Source organism: [Mycobacterium] fortunisiensis, assembly GCF_019050325.1.
In the GTDB taxonomy this organism is placed as follows: domain Bacteria; phylum Actinomycetota; class Actinomycetes; order Mycobacteriales; family Mycobacteriaceae; genus Mycobacterium; species Mycobacterium fortunisiensis.
This window is the reverse complement of sequence record NZ_VOMB01000003.1, coordinates 1-24138: the sequence shown is the minus strand read 5'-3', so window position 1 is coordinate 24138 and position 24138 is coordinate 1. Positions and strand designations below refer to the sequence as shown.

The 24138-nt window shown below is 68.4% G+C and carries 24 protein-coding genes; 10 read left to right on the top strand and 14 right to left on the bottom strand.

The window, feature by feature from the left end; genetic code table 11:
• Positions 1-16: 16 nt before the first annotated feature.
• Positions 17-688, top strand: a complete 672-nt coding sequence (gene thiE, locus FR943_RS02840; protein ID WP_217154800.1) for a thiamine phosphate synthase — start codon at positions 17-19, stop codon at positions 686-688.
• Here the strand turns inward: thiE and FR943_RS02835 are convergent.
• Positions 672-1178, bottom strand: a complete 507-nt coding sequence (locus tag FR943_RS02835) for an NUDIX hydrolase (protein ID WP_217154799.1) — start codon at positions 1176-1178, stop codon at positions 672-674. The genes thiE and FR943_RS02835 overlap by 17 nt on opposite strands.
• A 132-nt stretch (positions 1179-1310) precedes the next feature.
• On the opposite strand from FR943_RS02835, the gene glnX reads away from it, so the two are divergent.
• From glnX to FR943_RS02820, 3 genes are read left to right on the top strand one after another with little or no spacing between them, the layout of a single operon-like run.
• The gene (gene glnX, locus FR943_RS02830; RefSeq protein ID WP_217154823.1) at positions 1311-2630 is read left to right on the top strand and encodes a protein kinase G-activating protein GlnX; all 1320 of its coding nucleotides are present in this window, start codon (positions 1311-1313) and stop codon (positions 2628-2630) included.
• Positions 2630-3595, top strand: a complete 966-nt coding sequence (locus tag FR943_RS02825; RefSeq protein ID WP_372448067.1) for a transporter substrate-binding domain-containing protein — start codon at positions 2630-2632, stop codon at positions 3593-3595. The genes glnX and FR943_RS02825 overlap by 1 nt, the downstream gene beginning before the upstream one ends.
• Complete coding sequence (locus tag FR943_RS02820) at positions 3595-5871, top strand: serine/threonine-protein kinase PknG (RefSeq protein ID WP_217154797.1); 2277 nt, start codon at positions 3595-3597, stop codon at positions 5869-5871. Before FR943_RS02825 ends, FR943_RS02820 begins: the two co-directional genes overlap by 1 nt.
• Positions 5872-5884: 13 nt before the next feature.
• Here the strand turns inward: FR943_RS02820 and FR943_RS02815 are convergent, their stop codons facing one another.
• From FR943_RS02815 to fgd, 3 genes are read right to left on the bottom strand one after another with little or no spacing between them, the layout of a single operon-like run.
• Positions 5885-7015 (bottom strand): acetate kinase, encoded by a 1131-nt coding sequence (locus FR943_RS02815; RefSeq protein WP_217154796.1) that lies wholly within the window; start codon positions 7013-7015, stop codon positions 5885-5887.
• Between the two features lies 1 nt (position 7016).
• On the bottom strand, positions 7017-9089 hold the full coding sequence (pta, locus tag FR943_RS02810; RefSeq protein ID WP_217154795.1) for a phosphate acetyltransferase: 2073 nt from the start codon (positions 9087-9089) through the stop codon (positions 7017-7019).
• A 14-nt stretch (positions 9090-9103) separates the two neighbouring features.
• A complete protein-coding gene (gene fgd, locus FR943_RS02805) occupies positions 9104-10114 on the bottom strand; it encodes a glucose-6-phosphate dehydrogenase (coenzyme-F420) (protein ID WP_217154794.1) in 1011 nt (336 codons plus the stop codon).
• A gap of 34 nt (positions 10115-10148) precedes the next feature.
• Between fgd and FR943_RS02800 the strand changes: the two genes are divergently transcribed.
• Positions 10149-10889 (top strand): MBL fold metallo-hydrolase, encoded by a 741-nt coding sequence (locus FR943_RS02800; protein ID WP_217154793.1) that lies wholly within the window; start codon positions 10149-10151, stop codon positions 10887-10889.
• Here the strand turns inward: FR943_RS02800 and FR943_RS02795 are convergent.
• The 4 genes from FR943_RS02795 to FR943_RS02780 form a co-directional block, all read right to left on the bottom strand.
• Positions 10886-11200, bottom strand: a complete 315-nt coding sequence (locus FR943_RS02795; RefSeq protein ID WP_217154792.1) for a hypothetical protein — start codon at positions 11198-11200, stop codon at positions 10886-10888. The genes FR943_RS02800 and FR943_RS02795 overlap by 4 nt on opposite strands.
• A gap of 31 nt (positions 11201-11231) precedes the next feature.
• The gene (locus FR943_RS02790) at positions 11232-12338 is read right to left on the bottom strand and encodes an LLM class flavin-dependent oxidoreductase (protein ID WP_217154791.1); all 1107 of its coding nucleotides are present in this window, start codon (positions 12336-12338) and stop codon (positions 11232-11234) included.
• Positions 12335-12829 carry a GNAT family N-acetyltransferase gene (locus FR943_RS02785; RefSeq protein WP_246584791.1) on the bottom strand — a complete coding sequence of 165 codons (495 nt, stop codon included), beginning with the start codon at positions 12827-12829 and terminating at the stop codon, positions 12335-12337. Before FR943_RS02785 ends, FR943_RS02790 begins: the two co-directional genes overlap by 4 nt.
• Before the next feature lie 64 nt (positions 12830-12893).
• Positions 12894-13976: a class I SAM-dependent methyltransferase gene (locus FR943_RS02780; RefSeq protein WP_217154789.1), complete on the bottom strand. Its 1083-nt coding sequence runs from the start codon at positions 13974-13976 to the stop codon at positions 12894-12896.
• A gap of 74 nt (positions 13977-14050) precedes the next feature.
• On the opposite strand from FR943_RS02780, the gene FR943_RS02775 reads away from it, so the two are divergent.
• Positions 14051-14902 carry an SDR family oxidoreductase gene (locus FR943_RS02775; RefSeq protein WP_217154788.1) on the top strand — a complete coding sequence of 284 codons (852 nt, stop codon included), beginning with the start codon at positions 14051-14053 and terminating at the stop codon, positions 14900-14902.
• Here the strand turns inward: FR943_RS02775 and FR943_RS02770 are convergent.
• The 6 genes from FR943_RS02770 to FR943_RS02745 are packed head-to-tail and all read right to left on the bottom strand — an operon-like array spanning position 14899 to position 18980.
• A complete protein-coding gene (locus FR943_RS02770; RefSeq protein WP_217154787.1) occupies positions 14899-15312 on the bottom strand; it encodes a hypothetical protein in 414 nt (137 codons plus the stop codon). The two genes, FR943_RS02775 and FR943_RS02770, sit on opposite strands and share 4 nt — an antisense overlap.
• 10 nt (positions 15313-15322) lie before the next feature.
• On the bottom strand, positions 15323-16537 hold the full coding sequence (locus FR943_RS02765; RefSeq protein WP_217154786.1) for an O-succinylhomoserine sulfhydrylase: 1215 nt from the start codon (positions 16535-16537) through the stop codon (positions 15323-15325).
• 20 nt (positions 16538-16557) lie between these two features.
• Positions 16558-16971 (bottom strand): rhodanese-like domain-containing protein, encoded by a 414-nt coding sequence (locus FR943_RS02760; protein ID WP_217154785.1) that lies wholly within the window; start codon positions 16969-16971, stop codon positions 16558-16560.
• A complete protein-coding gene (locus FR943_RS02755; RefSeq protein WP_217154822.1) occupies positions 16968-17384 on the bottom strand; it encodes an Rv0361 family membrane protein in 417 nt (138 codons plus the stop codon). Before FR943_RS02755 ends, FR943_RS02760 begins: the two co-directional genes overlap by 4 nt.
• Before the next feature lie 45 nt (positions 17385-17429).
• The gene (purT, locus tag FR943_RS02750) at positions 17430-18656 is read right to left on the bottom strand and encodes a formate-dependent phosphoribosylglycinamide formyltransferase (protein WP_217154784.1); all 1227 of its coding nucleotides are present in this window, start codon (positions 18654-18656) and stop codon (positions 17430-17432) included.
• Between the two features lie 21 nt (positions 18657-18677).
• On the bottom strand, positions 18678-18980 hold the full coding sequence (locus tag FR943_RS02745; RefSeq protein ID WP_217154783.1) for a UBP-type zinc finger domain-containing protein: 303 nt from the start codon (positions 18978-18980) through the stop codon (positions 18678-18680).
• A 42-nt stretch (positions 18981-19022) separates the two neighbouring features.
• Here FR943_RS02745 and FR943_RS02740 point away from each other — a divergent pair, with 42 nt between their 5' ends.
• Genes FR943_RS02740 through FR943_RS02725 form a run of 4 tightly spaced genes read left to right on the top strand, consistent with a single transcriptional unit; the run spans position 19023 to position 24053 of the window.
• Positions 19023-20615, top strand: coding sequence for a Na+/H+ antiporter (locus tag FR943_RS02740; RefSeq protein WP_217154782.1), 1593 nt, complete (start codon positions 19023-19025; stop codon positions 20613-20615).
• Positions 20608-22623, top strand: coding sequence for an MMPL family transporter (locus FR943_RS02735; RefSeq protein ID WP_217154781.1), 2016 nt, complete (start codon positions 20608-20610; stop codon positions 22621-22623). The genes FR943_RS02740 and FR943_RS02735 overlap by 8 nt, the downstream gene beginning before the upstream one ends.
• Before the next feature lie 9 nt (positions 22624-22632).
• A complete protein-coding gene (locus FR943_RS02730; RefSeq protein WP_217154780.1) occupies positions 22633-23853 on the top strand; it encodes a cytochrome P450 in 1221 nt (406 codons plus the stop codon).
• 5 nt (positions 23854-23858) lie between these two features.
• Complete coding sequence (locus tag FR943_RS02725; protein WP_217154779.1) at positions 23859-24053, top strand: ferredoxin; 195 nt, start codon at positions 23859-23861, stop codon at positions 24051-24053.
• Positions 24054-24138: the final 85 nt, after the last annotated feature.

Genomic DNA, 24138 nt, shown 5'->3' with positions numbered 1-24138 from the left:
CGGCTACCGTCGCGGTGTGGAATCTCCCGCCGACCGTTTGCAGCGCGCCAACCTCTACCTGTGCACCGACGCCCGCCGAGAACGTGGTGATCTGGCCGAATTCGCCGACGCGGCGCTGGCCGGCGGGGTCGATCTGATCCAGCTGCGGGACAAGGGCTCGCCCGGGGAGAAGCAGTTCGGCCCGTTGGAGGCCCGTCAGGAGCTGCAGGCCCTGGAAATCCTGGCCGGCGCGGCCCGTCGCCACGGGGCGTTGCTGGCGGTCAACGACCGTGCCGACATCGCGCGGGCGGCCGGGGCCGATGTGCTGCACCTGGGCCAGGACGATCTGCCGCTGGACGTGGCCCGCGGCATCATCGGCACCCGTCCGGTGATCGGGCGGTCCACCCACGACTCCGAACAGATGGCCGCCGCCGTGGCCGAGCCCGTCGACTACTTCTGCGTCGGACCGTGCTGGCCCACCCCGACCAAGCCGGGCCGCACCGCGCCGGGCCTGGATCTGGTGCGCTCGACGGCGGCACTGAACCCGGCCAAACCGTGGTTCGCGATCGGCGGGATCGATCAGCAGCGGCTGCCCGAGGTGCTGGCCGCCGGGGCGCGGCGCATCGTGGTGGTCCGGGCCATCACCGCCGCCGACGATCCGCGGGCGGCGGCCGCGGAATTGAAGGATGCGCTCAGCGCGGCCGGTTGAGTTCCAGCGGCAGCGCGGCCGTCACCGTCCGCAGGTGCTGCCAGCTGGCCGCGAACCCGGGATGCAACGGCAGATCGGCGACCTCGTCCTCGGCCACCCAGCGCAGCTCCGAGCTCTCCCGGTTGGGGACGGTCTCCAGCGGCTCGGCCACGTCGGCGATCACGGTGGTGTAGGACCAGTGTGTGCCGCCGATCCCGGCCACCTCCGCGGTCACCACGGTGGTCCGCACGGTGAGCTGCTCGGCCGTCACCCCGGCTTCCTCGTGGGCTTCCCGCACCGCGGCCTGCTCGGCGGTCTCGTGACTGTCGCGGGCGCCGCCGGGCAGCGCCCAGGTGCCGCCCTGATGGCTCCACGGAGCCCGGTGCTGCAGCAGCACCGCGGCCGATCCGCCCGGCCACGGGGCGCGCAGCAACAGGCCCGCCGCACCGTGGCGCCCCCAGTAGCGGGCGCCGTTGTCGGAGAACACCCAGCCGTCACCGTCGCCGCGCACCCGTACAGGATAAGGAACACCGCCACATTCGGTGGTCCCCACTTTCTCCGCGAGCCTAAGCGGGGGCTCTTAGAATTTTTTTATAGTGTGGGGGCAGCCGTAAGCACCGAAATAAATGAGGTCCGTGCGCAGGTGACTGTGGAGTTGGCACATCCCTCGACCGAACCGCTCGCGTCCCGGTCGCCGACTACTCCTGCCCATCCGCGGTGGTGGTTTCTGTGGACCACGCCCGGGCGGATTCTCACCATCGGGGTGGTCCTCGCCGGGTTGGTCATCGCCAGTGCGTTCGCGACGTCCACCACGATCAACGACCGCCAGCAGGCGTTGACCACGGTCCTCGACCACACCGAGCCGCTGGCCTTCGCGGCCGGCCAGCTCTACACCACGCTGTCGGTGGCCGACGCCGCCGCGGCCACGGCGTTCATCGCCGGCGCCGAACCGCGCGATGTGCGGCAGCGGTACGAGCAGGCCATCACCGACGCCTCGGTGGCGGTGACGCGGGCCTCCAGCGGGCTGACCGACGAGGCCCTGGTGCAGGTGCTCGGCCGGATCAATGCTCGGCTGGCGGTCTACACGGGTCTGGTGGAGACGGCCCGCACCAACAACCGGGCCGGCAACCCGGTGGGTTCGTCGTACCTGTCGGAAGCCTCCGCGATGATGCAGGCGCAGATCCTGCCCGACGCCCAGCGGCTGTACGAGGAGACCTCGGCGCGGGTGGACGCCGAGACGACGGCCTCCACCCGGATCCCGGCCCCGGTGATGCTGGTGGTGCTGGCCACCTTGATGTTCGGGGCGTTCGCCAACCGCTGGCTGGCGCGGCGTACCCGGCGCCGGGTGAACATCGGGTTCGTCGCCGGCGGGCTGGCCGTGCTGATCATGCTGATCTGGGTGACCACGGCGTTGGTGATCTCGACGTCGGACAGCCGCAGCGCCAAGGACACCGCCGCCGAGTCCCTCAAGACGGTGACCAACCTGGCCATCACGGCACAGCAGGCCCGCGCCGACGAGACGCTGGCCCTGATCCGCCGCGGCGACGAGAACCTGCGCAAGCAGTCCTACTACCAGCGCATCGAGGCCATGCAGCAGCAGCTCGCGCAGTACCTGGCCCGCGACACCGGCATCGACAAGAGCGATCTGTCGGGCGCCGAGGAACTGCTCACCAAGTGGCGCGCGGCCGATGACCGGATCAACGCCTACATCGCGGTGGGCAACTATCAGGCTGCCACCCGGGTGGCGCTGGGCACCGGCGAGGACGATTCCACGCCGGCATTCGACAAGCTCGACGCCGCGTTGGCCAAGGGCATCGAACATTGCCGCAGCGAGTTGCGCAACGACATCGCCAACGCCCGCCGGGTGTTGTCCGGCGCCACGGTGGGCGCCGCGCTGCTCAGTGTGGCCGCGGCGCTGGCAGTGGCGCTCGGGCTGTGGCCCCGACTCAGTGAGTACAGATGATGGGTACCCGAAAGATGTTGGCCGTGCTCGCGGCAACCCTGGTGCTGGCCGGTTGCAGTCAGAGTGCACCGCCGTTGACGCTGCCGACGATGACGCTGGCGCCGCCCAGCCCGGCCGGCATGCAGGAGCTGGCACCCCAGCCGGTGCGGGTGCCGACGCCGGAGACCGACGAGTGCAACCGCACCGCGAGCCTGCGGCCGTTCAGCAACAAGGCCGATGCCGAGGCGGCGGTGGCCAAGATCCGTGACCGTGGGCGCCTGGTGGTCGGACTGGACATCGGCAGCAACCTGTTCTCGTTCCGGGATCCAATCACCGGGCAGATCAACGGGTTTGACGTCGACATCGCCGGGGAGGTGGCCCGCGACATCTTCGGCACCCCGTCGCAGGTCGAGTACCGCATCCTGTCCTCGGCCGACCGCATCGCCGCGCTGCAGAACAATCAGGTCGACATCGTGGTCAAGACCATGACGATCACCTGTGAGCGTCGCAAGCAGGTGAACTTCTCCACGGTGTATCTGATGGCCCACCAACGGATCCTGGCCGCGCGGGATTCCAACATCAGCCAGGCCTCCGACCTGTCCGGCAAGCGGGTGTGTGTGGTGGACGGCACGACCTCGCTCAAGCGCATTCAGCAGATCAGCCCGGCCCCGATCATCGTGTCGGTGGTGACCTGGGCCGACTGCCTGGTGGCGCTGCAGCAGCGGCAGGCCGACGCGGTCAGCACCGACGATTCGATCCTGGCCGGGCTGGTGGCCCAGGACCCGTATCTGCACATCGTCGGGCCCAGCCTCAACGAGGAGCCCTACGGCATCGGGCTGAACCTGGACAACACCGGGCTGGTCCGGGTGGTCAACGCGACGCTGGAGCGGATCCGTCGAGACGGCACCTGGAACACGTTGTACCGCAAGTGGTTGACGGTCCTCGGCCCGGCGCCGTCGCCCCCGGTTGCGAGGTATGTCGACTGATGAAACGACCCGACGACCCCAACGACGCCGACGCCGACGCCGATACGGACGCCGGACCGGGAACGCAGCCGGCGAGCCTGGAAGACCTAGACATGGACTCGCAGTCCACCATGCGGCCGATGGCGACGCAGGCGGTGTTCCGCCCGGAGTTCGACGATTCCGACGACGGCCCGTACGGCACCGACGACACCGAACCACACGGCGTCACGATCGCCACCCGCATGCTGTCACCGATCCGGCGCCTCGGCGGCGGGCTGGTCGAGATCCCGCGGGTGCCCGAGCGGGATCCGTTGACGGCGTTGATGACCAACCCCGTGGTGGCCGAGCAGAAGCGGTTCTGCTGGAACTGCGGCAAGCCGGTCGGCCGGTCGTCGTCGGACGGGCACGCCCTGTCGGAGGGCTGGTGCCCGCACTGCGGCAGCGCGTATTCGTTTCTGCCGCAGCTGTCCCCCGGTGAGATCGTCGCCGACCAGTACGAGATCAAGGGCTGCATCGCTCACGGTGGCCTGGGCTGGGTGTACCTCGCCTTCGACCACAACGTGAACGAACGCCCGGTGGTGCTCAAAGGCCTGGTGCATTCCGGGGACGCCGAGGCCCAGGCGATCGCCATGGCCGAACGTCAGTTCCTCGCCGAGGTGACGCACCCGGGGATCGTCAAGATCTACAACTTCGTCGAACACGATGACAAGCACGGCAATCCGGTCGGCTACATCGTGATGGAGTACGTCGGCGGCACTTCGCTCAAACAGGCCAGGGGCACCAGGCTGCCGGTGGCCGAGGCCATCGGGTACATGCTGGAGATCCTGCCCGCGCTGGGTTACCTGCATTCCATCGGGCTGGCCTACAACGACCTCAAACCCGAGAACATCATGATCACCGAGGAGCAGCTCAAGCTGATCGACCTCGGTGCGGTCTCGCGGATCAACTCCTACGGATACCTGTACGGCACACCGGGCTTCCAGGCGCCGGAGATCGTCAGGACCGGTCCGACGGTGGCCACCGACATCTACTCGGTGGGCCGTACCCTGGCCGCGCTGACGCTGAATCTGCGGACCCGCCGCGGCCGCTACGTGGACGGGCTGCCCTCGGAGGACCCGGTACTCGACACCTACGACTCGTTCGGGCGGCTGCTGCGCCGGGCCATCGATCCCGATCCGCGCCGCCGTTTCGGCAGCGCCGAGGAGATGTCTTCGCAGCTGCTCGGGGTGCTGCGCGAGGTGGTGGCCGCCGACAGCGGCATCCCCCGGCCCGGTCTGTCGACGGTGTTCAGCCCGTCCCGGTCGACTTTCGGGGTCGATCTGCTGGTCGCCCACACCGACGTTTACGTTGACGGACAGGTGCATTCGGAGAAGCTGACGGCTCAGGAGATCGTGCGGGCGCTGCCGGTGCCGCTGGTGGACCGCACCGATGTCGGCGCCCCGATGCTGGTGGCCAGTGTGCTCAGCCAGCCGGTGCACACCCTGGACCAGTTGCGGGCGGCGCGGCACGGCGCGATCGACGCCGAGGGGGTGGACCTGTCGGAGTCGGTGGAGCTGCCGTTGATGGAGGCTCGCGCCCTGCTGGATCTCGGCGACGTCGCCAAGGCCACCCGCAAACTCGACGACCTGGCCATCCGGGTCGGCTGGCGTTGGCAGCTGGTCTGGTTCCGCGCGGTGGCCGAGATGCTGTCTGCTGACTATGACTCGGCCACAAAGCATTTCACCGAGGTGCTGGACACCCTGCCCGGCGAGCTGGCGCCCAAACTGGCCCTGGCCGCCACCGCCGAGCTGGCCGGCACCGCCGACGAGCTGAAGTTCTACAACACCGTGTGGAGCACCGACAACGGCGTGATCTCGGCTGGTTTCGGGCTGGCCCGCGCTCAGTCCGTCGCCGGTCAGCGGGATCAGGCGGTGCAAACCCTCGACCAGGTTCCGGCCACCTCACGCCATTTCACCACGGCCCGGCTGACCAGCGCGGTCACCTTGCTGTCGGGCCGGTCCACCGGGGAGATCACCGAGCAGAACATCCGCGATGCGGCCCGGCGGGTGGAAGCGCTGCCCGATTCCGAGCCGCGGGTGCTGCAGATCCGGGCACTGGTACTGGGTACCGCGATGGACTGGCTGGCCGACAACTCGGCCAGCAGCAACCACATTCTCGGGTTCCCGTTCACCGAGCACGGTCTCAAGCTCGGCGTCGAGGCGTCACTGCGGGCGCTGGCCCGCGTCGCCCCGACCCAGTCACACCGTTACGCCCTGATCGACCTGGCCAACAGCGTGCGGCCGATGAGCACGTTCTGATTCCCGGTAAGGATCAAACCATCTCGGCGCAGGCCTGGGCGATCGCCAACTCCTCGTTGGTGGGCACCACCAGGACCGTGATCGGCGACTCGGGCGTGGAGATGCACCGGACCTCACGCGACGGGCCGGCGTTGCGGGCTTCGTCGATCTCGATGCCCAGCGGCGCCAGGCCGGCCAGGGCATCGCGGCGTACCCCGATGTCGTTCTCCCCGACGCCGGCGGTGAAGCTGATGACGTCGGTGCGGCCGAGAACCGCCATATAGGCGCCGACGTACTTGCGCAGCCGGTGCACATACACGTCGTAGGCCAATTGTGCTGCGCTGTCCCCGGATTCGATGAGCCGGCGCAGGTCCCGGAAGTCGTTGGCGCCGCCGAGACCCAGCACACCGGAGTTGCGGTTGAGCATGGTCTCGATGTCCTCGACGCTCATGCCGGCGGTGCGCCACAGGTACATGATGATGCCCGGATCGATGTCACCGCTGCGGGTGCCCATCACCAGGCCTTCCATCGGGGTCAGCCCCATCGAGGTGTCGACCGGACTGCCGTTGGCGATCGCCGACGCCGAGGCCCCGTTGCCCAGGTGCAGCACGATCTGGTTCAGCGACCCGTAGCGACGCCCCAGGAACTCGGCGGCCTGCCGGCTGACGTACTCGTGTGAGGTGCCGTGGAAGCCGTAGCGGCGAATCCGCCACCGGTCGGCCAGTTTCCGGTCGATCGCGTACATCTCGGCGGCCAACGGCAGATTGTGGAAGAACGCGGTGTCGAACACCGCGATGTGTGGTAGATCCGGCAGCATCCGCCGGGCCACCTCGATACCCAGCACGGCCGGCGGATTGTGCAGCGGCGCCAGCGGAGACAGCTCTTCGATCTCTTCCACCAGGGCGTCATCGATGAGGGTGGGGCGGTAGAACTTCTTGCCCCCGTGCACCACCCGGTGCCCGACGGCGACCAGGCCGAGGTCGTCGAGGTGCAACCCCTCGGCGGCGAGCTTGTCGAAGGTGGCGGTCAGGGCGGCGTCGTGGTCGGCGATCGGGCCCTCACCGACCTGCTCGATGATCCCGTCGGCCAGGAATTCTCCGGTGGCCGGCTTCACCACCGCGTACTTCAAAGACGATGAGCCCGAGTTGATCACCAGTACGGTCATGTTATCCCTGTGCCTGAATCGCCGTGATCGCCACGGTGTTGACGATGTCCTCCACCAACGCGCCCCGGGACAGGTCGTTGACCGGTTTCTTCAGCCCCTGCAGCACCGGGCCGATCGCGATGGCGCCGGCGCTGCGCTGCACGGCCTTGTAGGTGTTGTTGCCGGTGTTGAGGTCAGGGAAGATCAGCACGGTGGCCCGCCCGGCCACCGGCGAATCCGGCATCTTGGTCTTCGCCACCGACGGTTCCACCGCGGCGTCGTACTGGATGGGACCTTCCACCAGCAGCGACGGTTCCCGTTCACGGACCAGTTCGGTTGCCGCCCTGACCTTGTCGACATCGGCCCCGGTGCCCGAGGTTCCGGTCGAGTACGACAGCATCGCCACCCGCGGATCGATACCGAACTGGGCCGCGGTGCGTGCCGAGGAGACCGCGATGTCGGCCAACTGCTCGGACGTCGGGTCGGGAACGATCGCGCAGTCGCCGTACGCCAGCACCTTGTCGGCGAGGCACATCAAAAAGATGCTCGACACCGTGGACACCCCGGAGGCCGTCCTGATGATCTCGAAAGCCGGCCTGATCGTATGCGCCGTGGTGTGTGCGGCACCCGACACCATGCCGTCCACCATCTCGTTGTACACCAGCATGGTGCCGAAATACGAGACGTCGTGGATGATCTCGCGGGCCTGCTCGACCGTGACGCCCTTCTTGCGGCGCAACTCGGCGTACTGCTCGGCGAACTGGTCACACAGCTCGCTGGTACGCGGATCGAGTACCACGGCGGCCTCGATGTCCACCCCGAGTTCGGCTGCCCGGGAACGGATCTGGCTTTCCTCACCGAGGATCGTCAGCTCGGCCACCTCATGCTGCAGCAGCCGACCGGCGGCCCGCAGAATGCGGTCGTCGGTGCCTTCGGGCAGCACGATGCGCTTGCGGTCGGAGCGGGCCCGGTCCAGCAGCTGGTAGGTGAACATCTGCGGGGTGGTGACCGCGGGGATCGGAATGCTCAACTGCGCCAGCAGATCGTTGACGTCGACGTGCTTGTCCATCAGCGCCAGCGCCGTGTCGATCTTGCGTTGCGATGTCGCAGTGACCCGGCCCCGGGTGCCGGCCACCCGGCTCGCGGTCTCGAAGGTGCCGTATCCGGTGGCCACGATCGGCAGCCGCTGCCCCAGCCCCTCGACCAGGGCCGCGATCGCCGGGTGCAGCTCGAGCCCACCGTTGAGGATGATGCACGACAATGACGGAAAGCCTTCCGCGGCATGGGCACTGACGAGGGCCAGAACCACGTCAGAGCGGTCGCCCGGGGTGATCACCGCGATGCCCTCGGTCAGCCGCTCCAGGCAGTGCTCGGCCGTCATACCGGCCACCATCACGCCCATCGCCTCCCTGGAGAGCAACTCCGGGTCGCCGGCGATCACGGTGCCGTCGACCGCCACCTGCAGCTCGGCCACCGACGGTGCCACCAGCACCGGCTCCTCGGGCAACACGTAGGCGGGCGGGCCGAGCGGGGTGAGGGCCTCGGCCACCGCCGTCAGCTGTGCGGGGTCACACCGGTTGGCCACCACCGCCGCGGCGTGGGCGTGCTGGTGCCCCAGCTCGGCCAGGCAGACCTCGACCACGTGCGCGACATCGGCGGGTGTCCGGTCGGCAGCCTTGACCGCGAGCACCACCGGCGCCCCGAGGTTGACCGCGATGCGCGCATTCATGCTCAGTTCGCTGGGCGTGGCGATATCGGTGTAATCGCTGCCGACGATCACCACCGCATCACACTGCTCGGCCACCTGGTGGTAGCGGTCCACGATCTCGGCGATCGCGACGTCCGGGTCCTCGTGCACCTGCTGGTAGCTGACTCCCACGCAGTCGTCGTAACTCAGCTCGGCCGTGGCCCCGGCCAGCAACAGGTCCAGGATGTAGTCGCGGTCCTCGCCCAGCCGGGTGATGGGACGGAACACCCCGACCCTCGGGACGGTCGCGGCAAGCCGCTGCAAAATGCCCAGCGCAATGGTCGATTTGCCGGTGTCGCCCTCAGGGGACGCTATGTAGATCGCGGTCGCTTTGGCTCCCTCCGGCACCGCTACAGCATAAATCAGCCCAGTTTGCGCAGCCGCGGCTCCAGGTCCTTCTTGAACAGATCGAGGAAGCGGCGCTGATCATGCCCCGGCGCGTGGAACACCAAATGGTTGAGGCCCCAGTCGACATAATCCTTGACCTTGGCCACCGCCTCGTCGGGATCGGACGCGACGATCCAGCGCTTGGCGACCTGCTCGATGGGCAGGGCATCGGCGGCCTTCTCCATCTCGATCGGATCGTCGATCGAGTGCTTCTGCTCAGGCGTCAGCGACAGTGGCGCCCAGAACCGGGTGTTCTCCAACGCCAGCTCGGGGTCCGGATCGTAGGAGATCTTGATCTCGATCATCCGGTCGATGTCCTCGGCGTCGCGCCCGGCGGCCTCGGCGCCGGCCTTCACGGCGGGGATGAGCTTGTCCTTGTACAGCTCCGCACCCTTACCGGAGGTGCAGATGAACCCGTCACCGGCGCGGCCGGCGTATTTGGCCACCACCGGCCCGCCCGCGGCGATGTAGACCGGCACGCCGCCCTCGGGCACGTCGTAGATCGAGGCGCCCTTGAGCCGGTAGTACTCGCCGTCGAAGTCGACGCGGTCGCCCAGCCACAGCTCACGCATGAGCTTGACCGATTCCCGCAGCCGAGCGAAGCGCTCCTTGAACTCGGGCCACTCGCCGGCGTAGCCGGTGGCGATCTCGTTGAGCGCCTCGCCCGTGCCCACGCCGAGGAAGATGCGGTCCGGGTACAGGCACGCCATCGTCGCGAAGGCCTGCGCGATCACCGCCGGGTTGTACCGGAACGTCGGCGTCAGCACCGAGGTGCCCAGCACCAGCCGCTCGGTGCGCTCCCCCACCGCGGTCATCCAGGCCAGCGAGAACGGCGCATGCCCACCCTCGTGACGCCAGGGCTGGAAATGGTCGCTCACCGTCGCGCTGTCCATGCCCGCCGATTCGGCCAGCACGGCCAACTCGACCAATTCACGCGGGGCAAACTGCTCCGCCGATGCCTTATAACCAAGTTTGAGTTCAGCCACGGTTCTGTTCTACTCCAGTCCCTACACTCGCGATATGGCAGCAGCCCTGAGCGCGATCACCGAACATGTGCACTTCGCGCAAACCGACTTGGTCAACTGGACGCTGGTGACCGACGGGGAGCGGGTGCTGCTGATCGACGCCGGCTTCCCCGGACAACGCGACGACGTCATCGGGTCGGTGCGTGCGCTCGGATTCGGCATCGCCGACATCGCCGCGGTGCTGCTGACCCACGCCCACATCGACCACTTCGGCACCGCCATCTGGCTGGCGAAAACCCATGGCACACCGGTGTTTTGCCACACCGGTGAACTCGGGCACACCAAGCGCGAATACCTCGAGCAGGCGGCCCCGGCCGACGTGGTGCGCAACATCTGGCAGCCCCGCTGGCTCAAGTGGGCCGCCACCATCACCGCCAAGGGCGGTCTGAACCACGCCGGCATCCCGACCGCGCAGGCGCTCACCCCGGACGTCGCCGCCGGGCTGCCGGGATCTCCGGTGCCCGTGCCCACGCCCGGGCACACCGGCGGGCACTGCTCGTACCTCGTCGGCGGGGTGCTGGTCAGCGGTGACGCCCTGGTGACCGGACATCCGCTGCTGCGGCACACCGGCCCGACGCTGCTGCCGGCGTTGTTCAACCACGACGAGGACCGCTGCCTGGCCAGTTTGACGACGCTGGGCGCGCTGGGCACCGACGTGATGCTGCCCGGGCACGGGCCCGTCTGGCGCGGCGCGATCGCCGACGCGGCCGCGGCGGCCGCGGCCCGGCACGTCTAGTTCTGCAGGATGCGGTAACCGAGCAGGAAGAACCCGGTCAGGCAGAGTCCGCAGGCCAGCACGATCGTCGGCATCAGCACCATCTGGTCGAGTTCATCGGGGTCGAACACCTCGTCGTCGCCGATCGCGCCGAACAGCACCCGGGCGAATCTGGTGCGGCGGAAGGCATGCATGCGCCGCCGGGTCTGCGCCGAGTCCGCCCGGCGGCCGATGAACATGCGCAGCGCCACGCCGAGCCCGAACACCACCGCGGCCGCTGCCAAGAGCAGCGATCCCACGATTACCTGTGGACTCGGCAAACACACCCCCAAGGTGACGACAGCTTCGGGGCAAGCCTAACCGCTACTGATGCCACCTTTCGGCCAGCAGCCGGTGGGAGCGCAACCGGTCGGAATGCCGGTGTGTCACCGAGGTGACGACGAGTTCGTCGGCCCCGCTGACGCGCTGCAACGCTGCCAGCCGGCCCGCCACCTGGTCGGCATCTCCGACGAATTGTGTTGCCGTGCGGTCGCGCACCACGTCGAGCTGCTCGGCGGTCAACGGTGCGCAGTCGTCGGGATCCGGATACGGCGCGGCGCCGCCGCCGGCCCGGATCGAATACACCCAGTGGCCGTAGCTGGACGCCAGGTGCCGTGCCGTGCCTTCGTCGTCGGCCACCACCACGTCGGCCGACACCGCCACGTACGGCTGCGACAGGTGCTCCGAGGGCGTAAAGCCGTTGCGGTACACCTCAATTGCCTCCAGCGCGGTGGCCGGGGTGATGTGGTAGCTGGCCACGAACGGCAATCCGCGCGCGGCGGCGACCCGGGCACTCTGCCCCTTGCTGCTGCCGAACACCCACGGTGTCAGACACGCGCCCGCACCGGGAACCACCGTGCCGACCTCGTACCGGCCGGCCAGCATCGCCAGGATGTCATCGACCTGTTCGGCGAAATCCGGTGTGAGCGCTTCGGGTTGCTGCAACACCGCCATCCGGGACCGCAGCCGCGGATCACGCATCAGGGCGCTGACGTCATACGGCGCCGGGATGACCACCCCGTCGATCTCGTGCCACTCCCGGGGCGGCCTGGGCTCACGCGGTTTCGCCCGCACCGCCTCGGCGCGCTTCTGCCCCGAGCGGCCCACCCCGAGATCGATCCGGTCCGGATAAAACGCGGCCAGCGTGCCGAAACTCTCTGCCACGGCAATGGCAGTGGTGTGGCCCAGCTGTACCGCCGCGGTGCCCACCCTGATCCGCTGGGTAGCCGCGGCGAGCTGCCCCACCAGAACCGCGGGTGACGAGCTGGCCACCGCCACGAAGTGATGCTCGGCCACCCAAAACCGTTGGTAGCCCCACTGTTCGGCGTGCCGGGCCAGATCGACCGTGTTGCGCAACGCGGTCGTGACGTCGCTGCCGGCGCTGATCGGGGACAGGTCGAGGACCGACAGCGGAATGTTGCTGGTACTCATCCCAGGCCCTTCTCGAACGCGATCGGGAACACCGCGCCCTCCCCTTCGGCCGGCATCGGCGTAGGCAGCCGGGTATAGCCCGTCGACGCGTACAGCGCCTCGGCCTCGGGCTGCAGATGCCCCGTCATCAGGTAGACCCGCCGGTATCCCCGCACGCGGATCTCGCCTTCGAGATGGGTGAGCAACGCCGAGGCCAAGCCACGCTTCCGATGATTGCGGTCGGTCCAGATGCGCTTGAGTTCGGCGGTCTCGTCATCGAAGCGGGTGAAGGCCCCGCCGGTGACCGGGACCCCGTCCAGCAGCCCAATGTAGAGCCCGCCGCCGGGCGGGGCGAACTGTCCGGGATCGGTGACCAGCCAGGCCATGGTGCGCTCCGCCGTCCCGCCATAACGGCCCGAATACTCCACGGCCAACTCGGCCAGCAACGGGGCGGCCAGGGCATCATCCAGGCCGACCGCCACGAAGTTCAGACGATTCACGGAGGTGGACATCACCACCGTTTCTATACCCACGCCCGCCTCAACGCGCAGCGATGGGTGGTTCATGCCCTCCGGATCAGCGTGATTTGAACGCGATGTAGTAGTAGTTCGACGGGTCCGACTCGACCTCGGCGACCTCGACGTCGGTGAATCCGGCGTCGTTGAGCATCGAGACCGCCACCTGCCTGCCCCACATCGTGCCCAGCCCGGCGCCGTCGAGCGCCAGTGACACCGGCATGCAGTGGGTCAGCGACACCGTGTAGCGGTAGGTGGCCAGCGCCTCACCGATGTTGTCCTCGAGCCGGCTGGACGCCTTGATGTCGGCCATCAGCAGCGCCCCGCCGGGCCGCAGCGCACGATGGATGTTCTCCAGCACCCGCGCCGGTTGCGCCTGGTCATGGATGACATCGAAGGCCGTGATGAGGTCGTAGCTCGCGGGCTCGTCGAGGGTGGCCAAGTCGGCTTTCCGGAAGGTGACGTTGGTCAGGCCACGCTGCGCGGCCTGGTCCGCTGCCGTGGCGATCGCCTCGTCCGAGAAATCGATGCCGGTGAACCTGCCGGCCGGGTAGGCCTGGGCCATCAGGCCGATGGCGTACCCACTGCCGCAACCGAAATCGGCGACGTCCGCTCCGGCCGCCAAACGCTGCGGCAGGCCCGCGACCAGAGGCAGCACCGAGTCGATCAGCCCGGCGTCGAACACCTCGCGGCTACGTTCGGCCATGACGGTGTGAAAGCGCGGATAGTTGCCGTAATCCAGTCCGCCGCCGTCCCGGAAGCAGCCGACGATCTTCTGTTCGACTTCCGACATCAGCGGAAGGTACTGGGCCAGGCGGGCCAGGTTGTTGAGACCAGCCGATCGGGTCAGCGCCGCGGCACGGTGGTCGGGCAGCCGGTATGTCGCGGCGTCCGGCTCGTAGTCGACGACGCGCGCGGCCGTCATGCCGGCCAGCCACTCCCGCACATAGCGCTCGGTGAGGCCGGCCGCCGCGGCGATCTCCGCGCTGGTTGCCCCCGGCAGCTTCGCCATGGTGTCGAACAGCCCGGTCTGGTGGCCGATGCTCAGCAGCAGAACCAGGCTCGCGTCGTCGATCGCGGAGTTGACCCGCTCGCAGAACTGGTCGACGGTCTCGCTGGTCTGCTGCTCACTGCCATTCGCCATCACGCCCGCCGAGGCTACCCCGAGGTCCGCCACCCCCTTCCGCACCAAACTTGACACGTGTAAAGTTCGCCGCCATGGACAACATCAGGGGCAAGACCATCGCGATCACCGGCGCTGCTCGCGGTATCGGCTATGCCACCGCGAAGGCCCTGCTGGCCCACGGCGCCCGCGTCGTCATCGGTGACCGTGACGTCGCCCTCCAGGACTCGGCCGTCGTCGAGCTGAGCAAGCTCGGCCAGGTATCGGGTTATCCGCTCGACGTCACCGACCGCGAATCGTTCGCGACGTTCCTCGACAAGGCCCGCACCGACGGTGGCGGGCACATCGACGTCCTGATCAACAACGCCGGCGTGATGCCGGTGGGCCCGTTCCTCGACGAGACCGAGCAGTCGATCCGGTCCTCGCTTGAGGTCAACGTCTACGGCGTGCTCACCGGCTGCCAGCTGGCCCTGCCGGAGATGGTCAAGCGGCGCAGCGGCCACGTCATCAACATCGCCTCGCTGTCGGGGCTGATTCCGCTGCCCGGCCAGGTCGTCTACGTCGGCGCCAAGTACGCCGTGGTGGGCCTGACGACCGCGCTGGCCGACGAGATGGCCCCGCACGGGGTCAACGTCTCGGTGATCATGCCGCCGTTCACCAACACCGACCTGATCGCGGGCACCAAGGCCACCGGCGCGATGAAGCCGGTCGAGCCCGAAGACATCGCCGCCGCAATCATCAAGACGCTCAACAAGCCCAAGACCCACGTATCCGTCCCGCCGCCGCTGCGGTTCACCGCGCAGGCCGCGCAGATGCTGCCACCCAAGGGCCGCCGCAGGTTGAACAAGCTGCTCGGCCTGGACCGGGTGTTTTTGGAGTTCGACGCCGCCAAGCGCAAGAGCTACGAAGACCGGGCCCGGTCCGCCCAGGGCGTCATCGAGAGCTAGAACCGGGGCAGCGGTTGGCCGACGCGGTAGCCCTCGATCACGTCGAGGGCGCCGTCGTCGGCCAATTCCTCATGGGTGAACTCGTAGCGCTCGACGCTGCCGACGAACACCACCCGTACGATCGCGCCGTCCTCGGCCGCATCCAGCCACAGCGAGGTCACCGGCAGGCCGTCCTCGACCTCGGCGCCGGAGGGCTCGTAGAACCACACCGCGTAATCGTCGTTGGACTCTTCCTCGTCAAAAGTCCAGCCGCGCGCGGTGATTCGCTGATCGAACTCGGCCAGGTCGGCCACGACGGCGTCGGGGATATCGGCCAGCCCATCCACCATCTCCTGGGGCACCAACCGCGTCTGACGAGCGGCCCGCCGTTTGCGCCGGCGGGCTTTCTTCGCGTCGGAACCCTTGGACACGCCAATCCGCCTAACTCAGCGCCTGATCCAGATCGGCGATCAGATCCTCGGTGCCTTCCAGCCCGATCGAGATGCGCACCACGCCGTCGCCCAGCCCGATCGCGGCGCGCCCCTCCGGCCCCATGGCCCGGTGGGTGGTGGTGGCCGGATGGGTGATCAGCGTCTTGGCATCACCCAGGTTGTTGGAGATGTCGATGACGCGCAGCTTGTCGAGCACCTCGAAGGCACGCGCCTTGCCGGCGCTGCCGTTCAGCTCGAAGGTGATGACGGTGCCGCCGCCCCGCATCTGCTTCTGCGCCAGGTCGTACTGCGGATGCGATTTGAGGAACGGGTATTTCACCCAGCTCACCGCCGAGTGCCCTTCCAGGAACTCGGCGATCCGCTGCGCCGAGCGGTTGGCATAGTCAACCCGGACATGAAGCGTCTCAAGGCCTTTCAGCAAGGTCCAGGCGTTGAAGGCGCTGATCGCCGGGCCGGTGTGGCGCATCAGCTTCTGCACCGGGCCGTCGATGTATTCCTTGTCGCCCAGGATCGCGCCGCCGAGCACCCGGCCCTGACCGTCGATGTGCTTGGTGCCCGAATACACCACCACGTCGGCGCCCAGCGGCATGCCCTGTTGCAGCAGCGGAGTGGCGAAGACGTTGTCCAACACCACCTTTGCCCCGGCGGCGTGGGCCAGCTCGGACACCGCGGCGATGTCGACCAGGGACTGCATCGGGTTGGACGGCGTCTCGAAGAACACTGCCGTCGTCGGCACCGAGAGCGCCTCTTCCCACTGGGACAGGTCGTCGCCGTCGACGAACACCGTCTCCACGCCCCAGCGCGGCAGGATCTCGCTGCACACCACGAAACACGACCCGAACAGGCTGCGGGCGGCCACCAGTCGGTCACCGGCGCCCAGCAGCGCGCCCAGCGCGGTGAACACCGCCGCCATGCCGCTGGCGGTGGCGAAGCACGCGGGTGCGTCCTCGATCAGCCGCAACCGCTCCTCGAACATCGAGATGGTCGGGTTGCCGTAGCGGGAGTAGACGAAGCGGTCGATCTCCCCGGTGAACGACTTCTCCGCGGCAGCCGCCGACTCGTAGACATAGCCCGAGGTCAGATACATGGCCTCGGAGGTCTCTTCGAACTCCGAGCGCAACAGGCCGCCGCGCACCCCGATGGTGGCCTGGCTGACGCCCTCGGGCAGCGCCGCCGGGATCCGGACAGATGGGATGTCAGTCATGTTGTTTTCGACTCTGCTACTCAACTTTGTGTCCAAGGCAGCCCGACGGCCTTCCAGCCGGTTCCGCCACGGTGACGGTTCTCGTCGAGGTTGCCCTCGAAGCCGTCGAGGATGTTGTATGACGGCCCGATGCCGACTGCGGTGGCGGCCTCGGCGGCACCGATCGAACGGTTGCCGGAGCGACACAGGAACACCACCGGCCGCTCGCCCGGCGTCACGCCCGACGCCTGCAGATCATCGACGAAGGCGTCGTTGTGACTGCCGTCGGTCCGGTTCCATTCGACGTAGACCACGTCACGCTCAAGGGTGGACAGATCCGGCACCCCGACGAACCGCCATTCGGCGTCGGTGCGACAGTCCACCAGCACGGCCTCGGAGTTCTCACTCAGAAGTTTCCAGGCCTCCTCAGGCGTGATGTCTCCTGCATAGCTCACGGGCGTGAGTCTCCCATACTCGAACAGACGCGCCATTCGCCGTCCTCGCGCACGAAGGCCGTCTCGGTGTTCACCTTGGCATCGGGGGCGTGCTCGAAGTGGTAGACCACCGTCGCGGTGGCCCGGTCGCCCTCGATGTGCACCGCGGTCACGTCGTCGACATACCGGGCCCCCTGCTTTGCCACCGAATCGCGCTGGCGGGCAAGGAAATCTGCCTCAGTCCCGCGCTGGGCGGTGCAGGTGTAGTCGGCGTACTCACCGAAGTTCTCCCGCTGCAGCGCATCGTTCTGACCCACCGCCGCCCGGCCCACCCGCTGGTCTTCGCTGAGCCCGTCGCCGCCGAACGAGTTGAGCAGCACCACAACGATCACCGCGAGCACAATGACGGCCAGAGCGCCGAGGAACGGCGCCATCGTGGGGCGATCTGCGGCTTCGCCCGGTTCCTCAGCCACCCCGGCCTACCACAGCTTGCGCAGTGCGCTGCCGACCCGGCGGGCGCGGTCACGGGCGATGATCACGTCGGGAGCGGTGGCCAGCGCCACACCGAGCCGCCGCGGCGCCTCGGATTCACCGGGGTGACCGAACAGCCGCACGTCGCTCTCAGACGTGGCGAGCGCCTCGGCCAGCACCGCGCTGACGTCCCCGGACGGCTCGTGGACCTCGGCACCGCCGTAGGCCACCTCGGCGGCGGCCGGCGAAATCATGATGGTGTCCACCGGCAGACCCAGGATCGCCCTGGCATGTAGCTCGAACTCGGACAACCGCTGCGAGCGCAATGTCACGAGCCCACTGTCGTGCGGCCGGATCCGCACATCGGAGAAGTACACGTCGTCGCCCTGGACCAGCAGTTCGACGCCGAACACCCCACGCCCGCCCAGCGCGTTGACGATCCGCGCCGCGATGGACTTCGCGGCATCCAGCGCGGCCGGCGGCAAGACCTGCGGCTGCCAGGATTCCAGCACGTCAGTGCCGACGTGACGGTGCCCGATCGGCTCACAGAACTGCACCCCGGCACCCGAGGGCCCCGCGGTCCGCACCGTCAGCATGGTGACCTCGTACTCGACCTCGACCACCGACTCGGCCAGCACCCGGCTGTGCACGATCTGCCCGGCCGTGGTCGCCCGCTGCCAGGCCGGACCCACGTCGTCGGGACGCAGCAGCACCGACTCGCCGTCGCGCGTCGCCCCCACCACCGGCTTGACCACCAACGGGTAGCCGGCGTGCTCGGCCACCGCGGTCAGCTCCTCGACCGACCCGGCGAACCAGAACGGCACCGTGGGCAGGCCGAGCTCATCGGAGGCCAGCCGGCGCAAACCCTCACGGTCCTGCGACAGTCGAATGCTGCGCGGGCTCGGCAACACCTCGATGTCGCCGCGCTCGGCCACCGCGATCAACGCGTCGGCGGCGATGACGCCGGACTCGGCCACCACATACCGCGGCTTCTCCCGCTCGATCAGCGCGGTGAGCTCCTCGGCGTCGTTCATCTTGATCACCGCCGAGCGGTCCGCGACACCGTGCGCCGGCGCGTAATACCGATCCGCGGCCACCACCACACCGCCCAGCCGCTGGAAGGCCAGCGCGAGTTCACGGCTCAGTTCACCGGAACCCAACAGCAGCACCGTCGCCGCCGGTTCTTTGGTCTCGGCCAGGTCATCGGTCTGCGCGTCCTCAATCGATTCACTCATCGCACGCTCCACCCTGCCAGATCACCCAACCCGATGGTCGAGATAGCACCAACGCCAGTTCTCGCCGGGTTCCGCCGAGCGCATCACCGGATGACCGCTGTCGTGAAAATGCTTGGTGGCATGCTGATGCGGGCTGGAATCACAGCAACCGACGTGACCACACGCCATGCACATCCGCAGATGCGCCCAGTTGTTCTCGCCGAGCTCCGCGCACTCCTGGCACCGGCCAGGTGTCACGGGCTGCGGCTCGGCGACCTCGGCGTCCAGATGTTCACACGTGCGAGGCGCCGGATTGTGCTCCCGCCGACGTGATCTCCTCAACATGTTGACCAAGGATAAGCAAGCACAGCAAGGAGGGCTGACGACGTGGGTGCCTCGCTCCTGGCGGCACTGGTGGCCGCAATCCTGCTGGCCGCCGTGGCCCGCCGCTTCGACGTCTCGGCGCCCCTGGCGCTGGTGGTGGCCGGGCTGGCCGGCAGCGCCCTGCCGGGGTTCCACGACGTCCAGCTCAATCCCGATCTGGTGCTGTTCGTGATCCTGCCTCCGCTGCTGTGGTCGGCGGGCTTGGAGAGCAGCTACGTGGCGCTGCGCCGCAACATCCGGCCCATCGGTTTCCTGGCCATCGGCCTGCCCCTGGCCACCACGTTCGTCGTCGGCATCGTCGCGTTCCACACCGTGCCCGAACTCACCATCGCCGCGGCACTGACGCTGGGTGCCATCGTCGCCCCGCCCGACGCGGTGTCGGCCACCGCCGTCGGCCGCCGCCTCGGCCTGCCCCGGCGCACCATGACCCTGCTGGGCGGGGAAAGCCTGCTCAACGACGCCACCGCGCTGACCGCCTACAAGGTCGCCCTCGGCGCAGCTATCGGCACCGCAGCCACCTGGCGCAGCGGTATGGGCACCTTCGCGCTGGCCGCCGTCGGTGGCGTGGTGGTCGGCTGGGTCCTGGGCATGGTGGTGCACTACATCCGCACTCGGCTGGACGATCCGCTGGTCGAAAGCGCAATCGGGCTGCTGGCACCGTTCTTCATCTATCTGGTGGCCGAGGAGATCCACGGCTCCGGGGTGCTCGCCGTGGTGGTGGCGGCGCTGCTGCTGGGCCAGCGCGAAACCCAGGCCGGCTATGCCACGCGTTTGCAGGACAAGGCGGTGTGGAAGGCCCTGCAACTGATCCTGGAATCGTTCGCCTTCCTGTTGATCGGGCTGCAGCTGCCCAAGGTGATCAACGAGCTGGCCGGTGTCTCGGCCGCCACGCTGGCGATCTCCTCGGCGGCGGTGCTCACCACCGTCATCGCCGTGCGGATGGTGTGGGTGTACGTCTCGGCCTACCTGCCGCGGCTGCTGTCCAAGAAGCTGCGCAGCCACGAAACGGCGCCGGTGCGCGGTCAGGTGTTCGTGGTGGCCTGGGCGGGTATGCGTGGCGTCGTGTCGTTGGCCGCCGCGTTCGCCGTCCCGGCCACCACCCTGGCCGGAGACCCGTTCCCCGGGCGGCCGCAGTTGGTGTTCCTGACGTTCGTGGTCGTCGTCGGGACCCTGCTGCTGCACGGCCTGACGCTGCCGTGGTTCATCCGCAAGCTCGGGGCGCAGAGCGACGAAGCCCAGAGCGACGCGATCGCCACCGCCGCGGCACAGGACAAGGCGGCCCGGGCCGCGGCCGACCGGCTCGACACCCTGCTGGCCGAAGAGTCGGCCGGCACGGACGTACCCGAACGCGCCGCCGACGTGTTGCGGGCATGGAACACCCGGCGCCGCAACGCTGCCTGGGAACGGTTGGGCCGCGACGACGCCGACATCGGCGAGAGCCCGACCTCGGCCTTCCGCCGGTTGCGGCTGGAAATGCTTGCCGCCGAACGGGATGCGTTCGTGGCCGAACGCGACGCCGGTCACATCGACGACGAGATCCTGCGTACTGTGCTGCATGGGCTCGATTTGGAAGAGGCGACGCTGAACCGTGATTAGGCGCTTGACGTGGCTGGCTCTGTTGGTCGTGGTGGTCTCCGGCGGGCTACTCGGCCTGCTCAGCGGCGGTGACGCCGCCTCGCAGTCACCGGTCGCGGTCCCGGCCGACGCCGAATCCGCTCGGGCCGACGCTTTGCGCGCCGATTTCCCCGGCGGAAATCAGGTTCCGGCAATCCTGGTGGTGACCCGCACCGACGGCGGTGAGCTCACCATGGCCGACATCGATGCGGCCGCCGCGGCCCGCGGTCGGATGACCGATGTGCCTGAGGTGGGCGGCCCGCCGCTGGCGGTCTCGGATGACCGCAAGGCGGCGGTGGTCACCGTGCCGCTGAGCGCCGATCTTTCCGGCTTCGGTCTCAACGACGCCGTGAAGCATCTGCGTGCCACCGCCGGCGACGGGTTGCCCGCCGAGCTGAAGGCCCAGATCACCGGCGGGCCGGCGTTCGGCGCCGACATCGCGAATTCGTTTGCCGGAGCGAACATCACGCTGCTCGCGGTGACCGCCGCGGTGGTGGCCGTGCTGCTCATCATCACCTACCGCTCCCCGGTGCTGTGGCTGGTCCCACTGCTGGTGATCGCCTTCGCCGACCGGGTGGGCGCCGTCGTCGGCACCTCGGTGGCCTCGGCGTTCGGGCTGGCACCCGACGGCTCCACCTCCGGCATCACCAGCGTGCTGGTCTTCGGTGCCGGCACCAACTATGCGCTGCTGTTGATTTCGCGCTACCGGGAAGAACTCGGCCGGCGTGAGCAGCACCGCGAGGCGCTGGTGGTTGCGGTGCGGGCCGCCGCCCCGGCCATCGTGGCCAGCAACGCCACCGTGGTGCTGGCGCTGTTGACGTTGCTGTTCGCCTCGGCGCCCAGCAATCGCAGCCTGGGCCTGCAGGCGGCGTCGGGTCTGGTGGTCGCCGCGATCTTCGTCCTGGTGGTGCTCCCGCCGCTGCTGGCGCTGTGCGGCAAGCGGCTGTTCTGGCCATTCATTCCCCAGGTCGGTGCCCAGCCGCTCACCGAAAGCGGTGTCTGGCACCGGATCGCAGACTCGGTGGCCCGCAGGCCGGCTCGCGTCGTCGTCACCTCGCTGGCCGGGTTGGCCCTGCTCGGCACCGCCGTGCTGACAACACCGATCGGGCTGACGCAGACTCAGCAGTTCCGGGTGCAGGCCGAATCCGTGACCGGCTACCAGACCCTGGCCGCACATTTCCCGAGCGGCCTGACCGATCCGACCCGAGTCATCGCCTCCACCGCCAAGCTCGGCGCGGTGCAGCGGGCGATCACCGACACCCCGGGCATCGTCTCGGCCGCCCCCTCCGGTCAATCCTCGACCGGGCTCAGCCAGTGGTCGGTGATCCTCAAGGCTGAGCCCGCATCCGACGAGGCCTTCACAACCATTGACGCGCTGCGTGATTCAGTCCATTCGGCCGACCCCTCGGCACTGGTCGGCGGGTCCGACGCCCAGGCCCGGGATACCGCCGCGGCGGCCCAGCGGGACCGTGTGGTCGTCATCCCGGCAATCCTGGCCGTGGTACTGGCCGTGCTCTACCTGTTGCTGCGCTCAGTTTTCGCCCCGCTGCTCCTGGTCGGGGTCACCGTGCTCAGTGCACTGGCCGCGCTCGGCTTGGGCGGCTGGGCCAGCGTGCACGTCTTCGGCTTTCCGGCCCTGGACAACAGCACCCCGCTGTTCGCATTCTTGTTCCTGGTGGCGCTCGGCGTGGACTACACGATCTTCCTGGTGACCCGGGCCCGCGAAGAGACACCCGAGCACGGCACGCGTCAGGGCATCGTGCGGGCAGTGTCGGCCACCGGCGCGGTGATCACCAGCGCCGGTGTGGTGTTGGCGGCGGTGTTCTGCGTGCTTGGCGTGCTGCCACTGATCGTCCTGACACAACTGGGCATCATCGTGGGGCTCGGCATCCTGCTGGACACCTTTGTGGTGCGTACCGTCATCATCCCCGCCCTGTTCACGTTGGTCGGGCCCCGGATCTGGTGGCCGGGGTTGCGCGCTGAGCAGTAACGTCGTGGCATGACAGGGGCCCTCAGCCACCCGACCACACCGCAACCGCCGTTGCACATGCGGCGCAATGGCTTCGACCCCACACCGGACCTGCGTGAAATCCGGGAGACCGACGGGGTCCGCACGGTCGTGAGCGCACTGGGCAACGAGGTGTACCTGGTGACTCGCCACGACGACGTCAAGGCCATGCTGTCCGACCACGAACGGTTCTCCAACAGCAGGCCGCCGGGCTTCGCCCTCCCGGGCTCCCCGGAGATGTCCGAGGAGGAGATCGCCCGCACCCGGGCCGGCAATCTGCTGGGCCTCGACCCGCCCGAACACCAGCGGCTGCGCCGCATGCTCACCGCGGAGTTCACCATCCGCCGGATGAAACGTCTGGAACCTCGCATCGTCGAGATCGTCGACAACCGGTTGGACGCGATGGCCGCGGCCGGCCCACCGTCGGATCTGGTGGCCGACTTTGCGCTGCCCATCCCCTCGCTGGTGATCTGCGAGTTGCTCGGGGTGCCCTACGAGGACCGTGACGATTTTCAGCACCGCTCTACACTCCAGCTCGACCTGTCCTTGCCCATCGCCGAACGTCTTGCGCTGCAACGGCAGAGCCGTGATTACATGCGCGGCCTGGTCGAGCGGGCCCGCCAGGATCCGGGCGAGGACATCCTGGGCATGCTGGTGCGTGACCACGGCGCCGAGCTGTCCGACGACGAGCTCATCGGGATCGCCGGGCTGCTGCTGCTCGCCGGACACGAGACGACGTCGAACATGTTGGGCCTCGGGGTCCTGGCACTGCTGCGCCACCCGGAGCAGCTCGCCGCGGTGCGTGACGTGCCGGACGCCGTCGGCCCAGCCGTGGAGGAGCTGTTGCGCTGGCTGTCCATCGTCCAGAACGCCATCCCCCGCTTCACCACCACCGACGTCGAGATCGCCGGAGTCCGGATTCCGGCCGGCCAGCTGGTCTTCGCCTCACTGCCCGCGGGCAATCGCGATCCCGACTTCATCGGCTCACCCGACCTCCTCGACATCCGTCGTGGCGCGCCCGGACACCTGGCCTTCGGCCACGGCGTGCACCACTGTCTCGGGGCTCCGCTGGCCCGGATGGAGATGCGGATCGCCTTCCCGGCCCTGCTACGCCGGTTCGGCAACCTGGCGTTGGCCGAACCGTTCGAAGACGTCGAGTACCGGTCTTTTCACTTCATCTACGGGCTGAAATCATTGGCGGTAACGTGGTGAATGCCATGAAAGTAGAAGCAGATCAGGACGCCTGCATCGCCTCGGGCAACTGTATGATGGTGTCTGACGTGATCTTCGATCAGGACGACGACGGCATTGTCGAGGTGCTCGTGGACGAGGTTCCCGACGATGAGATCGCACATGCCCGCGAGGCCGTCAAGCTATGCCCGGCATCCGCATTGAAGCTGACCGGGGAGTGAACACCGTTTAGAACGGTGGGGGTGGTGCGTAGTGTTCGGCGATCCAGGCTTGGTAGTCGTGTTCGACTTCGAGGGCGGTGTTGAG